This window comes from Bacillus sp. AFS088145 (assembly GCF_002564465.1).
Lineage (GTDB): Bacteria > Bacillota > Bacilli > Bacillales > Bacillaceae_G > Gottfriedia.
Genome location: NZ_NUUX01000021.1, coordinates 171,274 through 184,487 on the forward strand (window position 1 = coordinate 171,274; position 13,214 = coordinate 184,487).

12 protein-coding genes are annotated in these 13,214 nt (G+C 33.1%); all 12 read left to right on the forward strand.

The annotated features are described in order from the left end of the window. Positions 1-219 precede the first annotated feature (219 nt). The 12 genes from COI44_RS13960 to uvrA all read left to right on the forward strand — a co-directional run bounded on the left by COI44_RS13960 (position 220) and on the right by uvrA (position 12,905). Positions 220-663, forward strand: coding sequence for a MarR family winged helix-turn-helix transcriptional regulator (locus COI44_RS13960; RefSeq protein ID WP_098428508.1), 444 nt, complete (start codon positions 220-222; stop codon positions 661-663). Positions 664-683: 20 nt separating this feature from the next. Further along, positions 684-1,625 (forward strand): ring-cleaving dioxygenase, encoded by a 942-nt coding sequence (locus COI44_RS13965; protein ID WP_098428509.1) that lies wholly within the window; start codon positions 684-686, stop codon positions 1,623-1,625. Between the two features lie 2 nt (positions 1,626-1,627). After that, a complete protein-coding gene (locus COI44_RS13970) occupies positions 1,628-2,233 on the forward strand; it encodes an alpha/beta hydrolase (RefSeq protein ID WP_098428510.1) in 606 nt (201 codons plus the stop codon). A 16-nt stretch (positions 2,234-2,249) separates the two neighbouring features. After that, positions 2,250-2,855, forward strand: coding sequence for a flavin reductase family protein (locus COI44_RS13975; RefSeq protein WP_098428665.1), 606 nt, complete (start codon positions 2,250-2,252; stop codon positions 2,853-2,855). 152 nt (positions 2,856-3,007) lie between these two features. Next, positions 3,008-3,547, forward strand: a complete 540-nt coding sequence (sigY, locus tag COI44_RS13980) for an RNA polymerase sigma factor SigY (RefSeq protein ID WP_098428511.1) — start codon at positions 3,008-3,010, stop codon at positions 3,545-3,547. Beyond that, positions 3,540-3,836, forward strand: a complete 297-nt coding sequence (locus tag COI44_RS13985) for a DUF5345 family protein (protein WP_098428512.1) — start codon at positions 3,540-3,542, stop codon at positions 3,834-3,836. The genes sigY and COI44_RS13985 overlap by 8 nt, the downstream gene beginning before the upstream one ends. 420 nt (positions 3,837-4,256) lie before the next feature. After that, entirely contained in the window at positions 4,257-4,649 is a 393-nt protein-coding gene (locus COI44_RS13995; RefSeq protein WP_098428514.1) for a GntR family transcriptional regulator, read from the forward strand. Next, the gene (locus tag COI44_RS14000; protein WP_098428515.1) at positions 4,650-5,339 is read left to right on the forward strand and encodes an ATP-binding cassette domain-containing protein; all 690 of its coding nucleotides are present in this window, start codon (positions 4,650-4,652) and stop codon (positions 5,337-5,339) included. Then, on the forward strand, positions 5,336-6,178 hold the full coding sequence (locus COI44_RS14005) for a hypothetical protein (RefSeq protein WP_098428516.1): 843 nt from the start codon (positions 5,336-5,338) through the stop codon (positions 6,176-6,178). The genes COI44_RS14000 and COI44_RS14005 overlap by 4 nt, the downstream gene beginning before the upstream one ends. A gap of 13 nt (positions 6,179-6,191) precedes the next feature. Beyond that, a complete protein-coding gene (locus tag COI44_RS14010) occupies positions 6,192-7,460 on the forward strand; it encodes a hypothetical protein (protein ID WP_098428517.1) in 1,269 nt (422 codons plus the stop codon). A gap of 586 nt (positions 7,461-8,046) precedes the next feature. Next, positions 8,047-10,032: an excinuclease ABC subunit UvrB gene (uvrB, locus tag COI44_RS14015; protein ID WP_098428518.1), complete on the forward strand. Its 1,986-nt coding sequence runs from the start codon at positions 8,047-8,049 to the stop codon at positions 10,030-10,032. A 14-nt stretch (positions 10,033-10,046) separates the two neighbouring features. Further along, entirely contained in the window at positions 10,047-12,905 is a 2,859-nt protein-coding gene (gene uvrA, locus COI44_RS14020; RefSeq protein WP_098428666.1) for an excinuclease ABC subunit UvrA, read from the forward strand. Positions 12,906-13,214: the final 309 nt, after the last annotated feature.

A 13,214-nucleotide genomic window follows, 5' to 3' on the forward strand; every position in this document is an offset into this window, starting at 1 on the left:
TTATATCATCACTAATTAAAAAAAGAATAAAAGAAGGAAATTAAAGGGAATTTAAGAGAGATAGAAGAAGTAGTGTAATACAGTATTTTAAGGTATGAAATAGAAATGAATTCGAAAGTAATTTTTGAAAATTGGTTTTTATTTAGATAAAACAATCTACTTGCAAAGTTATCAGTTTAGTATTAAACTGATAACAAGATCGATCAAAGAGGTGCAAAAATGTTAAATAGTCATAATGAAGCTTCTGCAAATAAATCAAAAAATTTAGCAGTATTACTTTGGTTTCGATTAGCTCGTTTTTATCTTAAAAATGTTAGAGAATCAAATAATCAATTGAAAAAGTGGGGACTGACGACTGCTCAATTTGATGTAATAGTCCATGTTGGGAGAAATAAGCGTCTTACTCAGCAAGAATTAGCCGATAAATTAGTTGTTACAAAAGGAAATGTGACTCATCTATTAAAGAAAATGGAAGAGCTACAATGGATTAAAAGAGAAGTAGAATGGAAAAACAAATATCTCTCTTTAACAGAGATCGGTCAAAAAATGTATGAAGAAATCGTTCCTACACAGGATGAGTTTCAACAAGCTCAATTCAGCAAATTAACTGAAGAAGAGCAATTACAATTACTTACTTTATTAAGGAAATTAAATAAAAAATGAATTAGAACGGAGGAGAGTTTATGGAGAAAATGAAAGGGATTCATCATATCACTGCGATAGTTGGTGATCCACAAGAAAATATGGATTTCTACGCTGGGATATTAGGCTTACGCTTTGTGAAAAAAACAATTAATTTTGATGATCCAGGTACGTATCACTTTTATTTTGGAGACGAAACTGCAAAACCAGGTACGATCATGACTTTTTTCCCTTGGGCAAATGCATATAGAGGAAAAGTGGGAAGTGGGCAAGTAGGAATCACAACGTTCTTAATCCCAGCTAACTCAATGGAATTTTGGGAAAACCGTTTAGCATCATTTAATGTTCATACAAAAAAAGTAAGTCGATTTGGAGAAACATTTCTTCAATTTGAAGACTTTCATGGCTTACAGCTTGAATTAGTAGCAAGGGAAGCTGGCCAGGAAAATACTTGGGAATTTAATGGTGTTACAAAGGATGTAGCCATTAAAGGGTTTGGTGGTGCAGTTTTATATTCTGGAGCACCAAATAAAACAGCTGAACTGTTGGAAAACGTAATGGAATTAGAGTGCTTAGGTCAAGAGGGTAACTATTTACGTTTTAAAGCTGCCGGTGATATCGGAAATATTATCGATATTGAATTAGCAGCAGTAGGAAGAGGCGCTATGGGAGTAGGAACTGTCCATCATATTGCATGGAGGGCAAGTAATGATGAAGAACATGTAAAATGGCAAGATAAGTTATATGACAATCATTATGGAGTTACTGAAGTAAAAGATCGAAATTATTTTAATGCAATTTATTTTCGTGAAAATGGTGGGATTTTATTTGAAATTGCAACTGATCCACCAGGATTTATGATTGATGAGGATATAGACCATTTAGGAGAACAGTTAATGCTACCAAAGTGGCAGGAACCACATCGTGAAATAATAGAAAAACACTTACAACCTATTGTTGTTAGAGAAGTGAAAGGAGAATGACGATGAAGCACGTATTTAACAGAGGAAGTAATCCATCGAAACCAACATTTTTATTATTACATGGTACAGGTGGGAATGAACTTGATCTATTACCAATTGCAGGTATGATCGATGATGAAGCTTCTGTATTATCTGTAAGAGGAAATGTGAGTGAAAATGGAATGCCACGTTTTTTTAAACGATTAGCTGAAGGCGTATTTGATATGGAAGATTTAGTTTTCCGTACAAAAGAATTAAAAGAGTTTATTGAATCGGCATCCAAAGAACATGGATTTGATCCAAACAATATGATCGCAATTGGTTATTCAAACGGTGCAAACATTGCTGGAAGTCTACTGTTCCATTATGAAAATGTATTTAAAGGAGCAATGCTATTGCATCCAATGGTACCGATTCGTGATCTAGAATTACCAAATATGAAAGATGTATCAGTCTTCATTGGTGCAGGCAAAAATGATCCAATCTGTTTACCACAAGAAACAGAAGAATTAGCATCATTATTAGAGGGTGCCGGTGCAAAAGTCGTTACTCATTGGGAAAACATGGGGCATAGCCTAACAAGATCGGAAATTGAAGCAGCAACAGTTTGGTACGAAAATAACTTTTAAGGAGCAAGCAATAATGATGAAATCTTTTTCTCCATCAGATTTAAGTGATCGTGATAATTATAAGTTCTTAATTGGTGGGATTATTCCAAGGCCAATTGCTTTTGTTACAACTGAATCAAATGAGAATGTCTTAAATGGAGCACCATTTAGCTATTTCAACATCGTAACGTCTAATCCACCTATGATATCTGTATCAGTTCAGCGACAAAACGGTAAACAAAAAGATACAGCTAGAAATGCGATTGAGAAAAAAGAGTTCGTTGTCCATATTGTTGATGAATCAAATGTTGAAGCAATTAATAAAACAGCAGCTGCATTGTCACCTACTGAAAGTGAAGTTGAATTAGCCGGCTTAACACCTGTAGAAAGTGTAATGATTTCAGTTCCAGGAGTGAAGGAGTCAAAAATTCGTATGGAATGTATTTTAGAACAGGCGATTCCATTAGGTAAAGATAATGAGGCTTGTGACTTATTAATAGGCAAGGTTGTTTATTTTCATATAGAAGATGAAATTTATGAAAATGGACGGATCGATGCAGATGGCTTAAAAGCAGTTAGTCGTTTAGCAGGGAATGACTATGCTAAAGTTGGGGAAATGTTTACGATTGATCGTCCTAAATAAGTTTAGTAAGAGTGAAGGGTAAAGTGAAATTTGCCCTTCATTCTTTTTTTTTGAAAAAAATTTAAAGAAAAATGAACGATTTGTAGAACCTATTCGTATAACAAATGAAAACTAAATAAATATTGAATAAGTTAGCTAGGAAGGAGGAAGAAATGGCAGATTTAGATGAATTAGAAATTATAAAATATGCTCAGCAAGGTGACCAAGATGCATTTGCCAAACTTTTCCAAATCCATTATTCCTTTTTATATAGATACGTATTGAAGATGACGTTAAATCAACAAACTGCAGAAGATTTAGTGCAGGATACGATGTTGAAAGGTTTTGACAATATAAAGAAATACAATGGTCAATCAAAATTTTCAACTTGGTTAATTACAATCGCTACTAGACTTTATTTAGATCAACAAAGAAAGAAAAAGCGTGAATGGTTTTGGCAAAAAAATGAGTCTGTAGAATTATCACGTTCCTTAAATTGGCAGTTGGCTTATAAAGGGTTTGAGTGGAGTGATATTATGGAGGGTTTTGAAAAGCTTAAATCGGAAGTGCGAGCGGCCATATTATTAAAGCATTACTACGGCTATACGAACGAAGAAATTGGAAATATGATGGGAATTCGAGAAGGAACGGTTAAATCAAGAATTCATAATGGGATGAAGGAATTAAGAAAGGAGTTAATGCAAGATGGATAAAGAAGAAATTGTTTCAGCATTTAAGCAGTTTGATGAAATAACGAATATTAACGAACCTTCAATCAATGAGATTACAGAAAAAATTAAAATACACCAGGAAAAAAAGAAGACCATTTTTCTTAAAGAACTAATCGTATTTATCTGTGTAGCATGCAGTCTATTCATCGGAACACTTCTTGTTGCTTTAGAGGCACCAGTAAGCATTGTTATGATTCAAGGTTTAGGCTTTATTGCACTACCGATTATTTTTAAACGAGATAAAAAGAAAATTGAAAGTGAGTTGATCTAAAGTGGAATGGACAACAGAAAATATTATCATATTAGTTTTAGTCTTTATAATTTTAATAACTCAAAGTATCACACTTTTTACAAAAGCTAAAAAGAGAAATCGTTCAGCCTGGTTATGGGGGCTGTTAGGAATGATTCAATTCCCTTGGCCTAGTGTCTTCTTTTACTTTTTAGTTGTTCGAAAAGATCGAAAAAAACTAAATTAAGGATAGTGTAAAAATACTAGACTAATTGGAACAGTTCATTTCAAATTTAGTCTAGTATTTTTAAATTTGTGTTTGACAATTTCGGTGTACTACATGTATAGTACACGTATAAGGTGTATTAATTAAGTAATACACATCGTTATGCACTAAGTGTATGAACTAAGTAGTACACACACGTACTACAAAAATCGTATATAGAACGAGGAGGTGGATTGATGGAATTTATAGTGAATAACCGTGAACCCGTTTATTTACAGGTCGTTAGGCATTTTAAACAACAAATTGCCAAAAGACTATTAGAAGCTGGTCAAGAAATACCATCAAGAAGAGAATTAGCTGTTCAATTTAATATAAATCCAAATACTGTACAAAAAGCATACAAGGAAATGGAGGAACAAGGATTGATTACGACTGAACGAAATTTCCCTAGTAAGATTACCACTGATATAAAAGTGTTAAATGGTGTACGAAATGAATTGATTATGGAAGCTGTAAATGAATTTGTCGATTCAATTAAAGTTATAAATGTTCCTGTAGAAGAGTTACTTACTATGGTTAAAAAAAATTATGAACAAAAGATAAAAGAAGAAAAGAAAGGAGAGGCTTAAATGATACAAGTAAAGAATGTTTCAAAAAAATATGGCCGTAAAAATGTTTTACGTGATATTTCTTTCACAGCAAATAAAGGAGAAATCACTTGTTTAATTGGTATAAATGGTGTTGGTAAGTCTACTACGATGAAGGCAATTATGGGGATTACGCCAATCGATCGCGGTGAAATATTAATAGATGATAAGAAAATGAATCATACAATGTACGAAAATATCACGTTTATTCCAGACACACTTACAATGCTACCTAGTTTTACAGTTGGAGAAGCAATGCAGTTTATGAAGGATTTTTATGTGAATTGGAATCCAGAGCGTGCAAAAGAATTACTTGGATTTTTCCGTTTAAAGGAAGACGAGAAACTAGGTGAGCTTTCAAAAGGGAATGCTGCAAAAGCAAATTTACTTTTGGGTTTAGGACTAGATGTAGATTATGTTCTGATGGATGAACCTTTTTCTGGTATCGATATGTTTAGTAGAGAACAAATTGCAAAAGTGTTTACGAGTCACTTAATTGAGGATCGAGGCGTGATTATAACTACGCATGAAATTAGTGATATCGAGCATTTAATCGATAAGGTCGTTTTATTAGATAACGGTGAAATTCTGAAAGAGTTTTATACAGAAGAAATTCGATTAGAAGAAGGCAAATCAGTGATGGACGTAATGAGAGAGGTGTATGAATCTTGAAACGATATTTAAAACTAGTTAATTTTGAAGTTAATCGATTTTTTAAATTATATATAGGGTTACTTATTATAGTAGCTATATCGCAGTTTGTGAGTTTATTTGTAGTAAAGTCTTCTTATATGAAATTGGCGAATGATGCAAATTACGCAAGTTCTATGAAAGCAACGAAGGAATTTATTGCATCAAATGGATTGCTAAGCTTTAACCACGTTGCTAATCATGCATTATTTATTGGTCCAATTGTGATTAGTATCGCTTTAATGATGTTCTATATTTTTATCATTTGGTATAGAGATTATTTCGGAAAAAATACGTTTATTTACCGTTTATTTATGCTACCAACTTCAAGAATGACAATTTACTTTGCTAAAGCGACTACGATCTTAATTATGGTGTTGAGTTTACTGGCTTTTCAACTAATACTTTTACCAATTGAAATAAATGTATTTCAACAAATCGTGCCAAGCGAACTTTTAGGAAAAATGAATACAGTTGATCTTGTTATGGGTCCTACTATTTTTCAAATGATTTTACCAAGTAATTTTGTAGATTTTATTTTTAGATATCTTATTGGAATGGGCTTAGTATTTACTCTTTTCACATTCATTCTATTAGAACGTAGCTATCGTTGGAAAGGTATAATATTTGGAATCTTATACGCTATGGCGATTGTAGTTTTAATTCTTATACCAGAGATTATTCAATCTTACGTTTTTGGAAATGATTTCTCATTTTATCCAAGCGAAGTCATTTATATGGAAATAGGTCTTTTGGCAATCATTATTACAGGTTCAATCTTATTTAGTAAATATTTATTAAAAAACAAAGTATCGGTGTAAGGAGGAGTTTAGAATGAAGCGATATCGTAATTTGGCAGTAATAGCCGTTGTCACGACAATCAGTATAGGTACGTTTTTTACGAAGGTAGCTATGTCGGAAAGTAAGTTACCTAAATTTTACTTAAAGACTGAAAATGGAGATTCGAAATACGTTAAAAATTTATCTATTAGCGCTGGATATGGTCAAGAAGGTGGTAGAGGTTTAAGTATTACTACTGATGGAAGTGAATATAAAGACAGTAATTCAATGCTTAGTGAACTTGATAGTGAATACTATGATTTAAAGAAATTAAATGATTTAAAAAAGAAAGAAAGAAACTTTATGCGCGGAAAAATTTCTTCTTCTCAATTTTATATCGATAAAGATTTTGCATGGCATGCTGATGTAAAAGGTGGAAAACTTGGTGGTACGTATGATCATAAAAATAATCATTTTAAAATGTATATAGATGGTCTTGATCTTCAAAATAAAGATCGTTATAAATTTAATATTAATATCCCAGGTGAAGAAAACTACTCATATATTGATGTAGAGGATGTACAATTAATTGGTAAGGATTTAATTGTCACTACTTATCAAAATAAAACGATAGAAAATAATACAAATTCAGATGTAAATGTCGATGAAACTGAACTAGTTATGTATCGAATTAATGTAAACCAAAAGAAAATTGTTGATCGTAAAGTGATTAATAAATCATCCAATGACCAAAAGACACACACTCATACTGAATTACAAAATACGATATCAGAATCAGATCAAACGATTCCTTCTAAATTTAGTGTTTATAAAAAGGCAAAACTAAAGGATACGGTTCAAACGAATGGAGAAACAACAACTGAAGAAATTAGTAATGAAGTATTCGTATTTAATTTAGAAACTGATAAAGAAGAACCTTTAAATTTATCGAATGAACAAAAAGAACAATTGAAGCAGAGTAATGTAATCATTGATAAAGATAACTTGTATTTTATAAGGAACGGTGATAAAGATCTTTCAGTATTAAAGTATAACCTTAACAATAAAAAAGTTGAAGGTGTACCAGTACTTACTTCTAAAATTAAGGGTAATAATCTTTCAAATTATAAAATTATTGACGGAAAACTGTACGCAATTACGAATAATGTAGAAGGTCCAGATAAGAGCAATAAAGAATTCAGTATTACTGACTTAGCAAATGGACAAAGTGTTTTCGAAGGTAAGATAGAAGTAAAGAATAGTAAAGGCAATGCTGGTAAAGCATTAAAAAAATTACAAGTATATGATTTTCAGGTTGAATAAGTAGGGCAGGAAAAAGATAAGAGATTGGTTAGAGGTTGTCTCAAAAGTCAGATAAATTGACTAGGAGGCGCCTCTTTTTCGCTAAAATATTGGATTTTAATTCGAATAGTGGGGTATTTCAATTTACATTTCTTCTGTAATAAATTAAATCGTTCATTTTTTATGCTTATTAGATGATTTTTGGACGATTTAGTATGTATTAGAGCATATTTCGTAGTTTTTCATTTCAAAGTTACTGTTATTGTACAATTATTAGCTCTTGATACCCTTACTGGTATAGGTAATACTTAATTTTATTTGCGATTCTCAATTTTTAATTGCAGATTTGCTTATTTTATTTGCAAATTTCCGGATTTTATTTGCAGTCCAATCTACTTTTCCTCTTTATTCCTGTTCTTTTTTATTTACCTTATCCTTCAATTAAGGAATATACGTTCTAGTTTAATTACTTGAATTCGTACTTAAACATCGATAATATGTAAAGATGATTATTTTTAAAGGTACGTTTGTTCTGTTTTTGATTGATTTTTGAAATTTTGTGGTAAAATAGAAGGATAGGTATGTTTTGGAAATGGAGGCGGGGAAGATGGAGCAGGAATTCGAGGTAGTTTCTAATTATTCACCTCAAGGCGATCAGCCAAATGCGATTAAGCAGTTAGTTGATGGTATTAAAAATGGTAAAGAGCATCAAGTTTTATTAGGTGCAACAGGTACGGGAAAAACGTTTACCATTTCAAATGTAATTAAAGAAGTAGGAAAACCAACATTAGTATTTGCTCACAATAAAACATTAGCAGGGCAATTATATAGCGAATTAAAAGATTTTTTTCCAAATAATGCAGTTGAGTATTTCGTTAGTTACTATGATTATTTTCAGCCAGAAGCTTACGTACCTCAAACGGATACTTATATTGAAAAAGATTCAAGTATTAATGATGAAATTGATAAATTACGTCACTCTGCGACTTCCTCCCTTTTTGAACGTAAGGATGTCATTATTGTAGCGAGTGTTTCTTGTATTTACGGTTTAGGTTCTCCTGAAGAATATCGTGAATTAGTTTGTTCTCTTCGTATTGGAATGGAAATTAGTCGAGATGAACTATTACATAAACTAGTAGATATTCAGTATGCACGTAATGATATTGACTTCTCACGTGGTACATTCCGAGTTCGTGGTGATGTTGTTGAAATATTCCCAGCATCACGTGATGAGCACTGTATTCGTGTGGAATTTTTTGGTGATGAAATTGAGAGAATTAGAGAAGTGGACGCATTAACAGGTGAAATTTTAGGTGACCGTGAACACGTTGCAATTTTCCCAGCTTCCCACTTCGTTACACGTGAAGAAAAAATGAAAATCGCCATTAAAAATATTGAAGTTGAGTTAGAAGAACGATTAAAGGAAATGAGAGATAACGGTAAGTTATTAGAAGCTCAAAGGCTTGAGCAGCGAACTAGATATGATTTAGAAATGATGAACGAGATGGGATTTTGTTCAGGAATTGAAAACTATTCCCGTCATCTGACGCTGAGACCACCAGGTTCTACGCCTTATACATTATTAGACTATTTTCCAGAAGATTTCTTAATGGTGATTGACGAGTCACATGTTACGGTTCCGCAAATTCGAGGAATGTTTAACGGTGACCAAGCTCGAAAGCAAGTATTAGTAGATCATGGATTCCGTCTGCCTTCAGCATTGGATAATCGACCTTTAAAATTTGCAGAGTTTGTGGAAAAAGTTCAACAAACTATATACGTAACTGCTACACCTGGACCATATGAACTAGAGCTGTGCCCAGAGAAAGTAGAGCAAATTATTCGTCCAACAGGTCTACTAGATCCGACGATAGATGTTCGTCCGATTGAAGGTCAAATTGACGATCTGATCGATGAACTTCGTAATCGCATTGCTAAAAATGAGAGAGTACTAATTACTACTCTAACAAAGAAAATGTCTGAAGATTTAACGGATTATTTGAAAGAAATAGGAATTAAGGTTAACTATTTACATTCTGAAATTAAAACGCTTGAACGAATCGAAATTATTCGTGATCTTCGTTTAGGTAAATATGATGTGTTAATTGGTATTAACCTTTTACGTGAAGGTATAGATATTCCTGAAGTTTCATTAGTTGTAATTTTAGATGCAGATAAAGAAGGATTTTTACGATCTGAACGTTCATTAATCCAAACAATTGGTCGAGCTGCAAGGAATTCAAATGGTCATGTTATTATGTATGCTGATAAAATGACGAATTCGATGGATATTGCGATTAATGAAACAAAACGTCGTCGTGAGATTCAGGAAGAATATAACAAAAAACATGGAATCACTCCTAAAACGATTATTAAGCAAGTACGTGATGTGATTCGAGCTACTTCTGTAGCTGAAGAAGAAGAAGTTTATGAAAACGGTATTAGTGCTAAATATAAGAAAATGAATAAAAAAGAACGTCATTTATTTATTCAATCAATTGAAATGGAAATGAAGGACGCAGCGAAGGCGCTTGATTTTGAACGAGCAACAGAACTTCGTGACTTAATATTAGAATTGAAGTCTGAGAGGTGAAGAACTTGAAAAGTATGAATGAAATAATTATTAAAGGGGCCAGAGCGCATAACTTAAAAAATATTGATGTTACGATTCCTCGTAATCAATTAGTAGTTGTAACTGGATTATCGGGATCAGGTAAGTCATCTCTAGCATTTGATACGATTTATGCAGAAGGCCAACGCAGATATGTAGAATCATTATCTGCGTATGCTCGTCAATTTTTAGGTCAAATGGATAAACCTGATGTTGATTCAATCGAAGGACTTTCACCTGCGATTTCAATTGATCAAAAAACGACTAGCCGAAATCCTCGTTCGACAGTAGGTACTGTAACAGAGATTTACGACTATTTGCGACTTCTTTATGCACGTATTGGAACTCCAATTTGTCCAAATCATGGTACCGAAATTTCTTCTCAAACAGTTGAACAAATGGTAGATCGTGTAATGGAGTATCCTGAACGAACGAAAATTCAAGTGCTTGCTCCTGTGGTATCTGGTCGTAAAGGGACACATGTAAAAGTATTTGAAGAAATTAAAAAACAAGGGTTCGTTCGTGTTCGTGTTGACGGTGAGTTATTTGATGTATCTGATGAAATAGAATTAGAGAAAAATAAGAAGCATTCAATTGAAGTTGTAATTGACCGTATTGTTGTAAAAGATGGTGTAGCATCACGACTAGCTGATTCTCTTGAAACAGCATTAAAACTAGGAGAAGGTCGAGTTATCATTGATGTAATAGGTGAAGAAGAATTACTATTTAGTGAACATCATGCCTGTCCACTGTGTGGTTTCTCAATTGGGGAATTAGAACCACGTATGTTTTCGTTTAACAGCCCGTTTGGTGCTTGTCATTCATGTGATGGATTAGGAACGAAATTAGAAGTGGATATAGACTTAGTAATCCCAAATGATGAATTAACTCTTAAAGAAAATGCTATCGCACCGTGGGAATCAATTAGCTCAATGTATTATCCTCAATTACTAGAAAGTGTATGTAATCATTACGGAATTGATATGAATATTCCATTTAAGGACATACCAAAAGATCTACAAGATAAAATTCTTTATGGTAGTAATGGAGAACAAATCTATTTTAAATATGATAACGAGCAAGGTCACGTACGTGAAGCGATGATTGAATTTGAAGGTGTTATTTCTAATGTAGAAAGACGTTTTAAAGAAACATCTTCAGATTTTATTCGTGAGCAAATGGAAAAATACATGGCTCAACAACATTGTCCAACTTGTAAAGGGCATCGTCTAAGAAAAGAGGCACTGGCTGTATTTATTGGTGGCTTGCATGTCGGTGAAGTAACAAAAATGTCAGTTAAAGAAGCATTTGATTTCTTTGGATCGCTTGATTTAACGCCAAAACAAGAAAAAATTGCAAATCTAATCCTTCGAGAAATTAGAGAACGTTTAGGCTTTTTAGTAAATGTAGGTTTAGATTATTTAACATTGAACCGAGCTGCAGGGACATTATCTGGTGGAGAAGCTCAAAGGATTCGTTTAGCGACTCAAATTGGTTCGAGATTAACTGGTGTATTATATATTTTGGATGAGCCATCAATTGGATTACACCAACGTGATAATGATCGTTTAATCTCAACATTGTTAAATATGAGAGACATCGGAAATACATTAATTGTTGTAGAACATGATGAAGATACGATGCTAGCGGCAGATTATTTAATTGATATCGGACCAGGAGCTGGTATTCATGGTGGACAGGTCATTTCACAAGGAACGCCAAATGAAGTAATGAATGATCAAAATTCATTAACAGGGAAGTACTTATTAGGTGAGAAGTTTATTCCTGTACCGCTTGAGCGTAGAAAAGGCGATGGACGTGAAATTAAAATTGTTGGAGCAAAAGAAAACAATTTAAAAAATGTATCAACTTCATTCCCATTAGGTACATTTGTTGCAGTAACAGGTGTATCAGGATCAGGGAAAAGTACTTTAATTAATGAGATTTTATATAAATCATTAGCTCAAAAATTAAATGGTTCGAAAGTACGTCCAGGGGAGCATAAAGAAATAAAAGGGATTGAACAATTGGAGAAGGTTATCGATATTGATCAATCACCAATTGGTCGTACTCCTCGTTCAAATCCAGCTACTTATACTGGTGTATTTGATGATATTCGAGATGTATATGCCGCTACGAATGAGTCAAAAGTTCGCGGTTATAAGAAAGGTCGTTTTAGCTTCAACGTTAAAGGCGGTAGATGTGAAGCATGTCGAGGCGATGGAATCATTAAAATCGAAATGCATTTCTTACCAGATGTTTATGTACCATGTGAAGTTTGTCATGGTAAACGATATAACCGAGAAACTTTAGAAGTTAAGTATAAAGATAAATCGATCTCTGAAGTATTAGATATGACAGTTGAGTATGCAGTATCTTTCTTTGAAAATATTCCTAAGATTAAACGTAAACTTCAAACGTTATATGATGTAGGTTTAGGTTATATTACATTAGGTCAACCTGCTACGACTTTATCTGGTGGAGAAGCACAACGAGTAAAACTAGCTTCCGAGCTTCATAAACGTACGAATGGAAGAACTTTATATATATTAGATGAACCTACTACAGGGCTTCATGTTGATGATATTGCACGATTATTAGTTGTTTTACAAAGACTAGTAGATAATGGAGATACTGTACTTGTAATTGAACATAACTTAGACGTTATTAAAGCAGCCGACCATCTAATCGATTTAGGACCAGAAGGTGGAGACAAAGGTGGTACGATCGTAGCAACTGGTACACCAGAGAAACTATGTAAAGTTGAAGCATCTCATACAGGTAAGTATTTAAAAGCTGTATTAGAACGTGACAAAGCTAGAATGGAAAAAAGATTAGCATTAATGGAATCTTAATTTTTATAAGTGTATTGTGATTAAATATTGGTGTGATAGAGTAGTTGATTGAAACGAAAAGGTGCTCAACTCCAGTTGAATTAGCTGGAAAGGGAGCATACTGGAACGGAAATCAACTATTCTTCTTTTTCTTTGTCAGAATGTTGGTATATAAATCGTTCTGTAGTGGAAATCAACCACGCGGGCTCCTTTAAGAAAATTTGGTAATTTATTGATATGGTTTTTTTACAGTGTAAGAAATTGAGACAACCTCTTTTTCGTAGTGTTTGTTTTTAGGACTTTATGTCATTCATAGTTCCTTTTACTTGA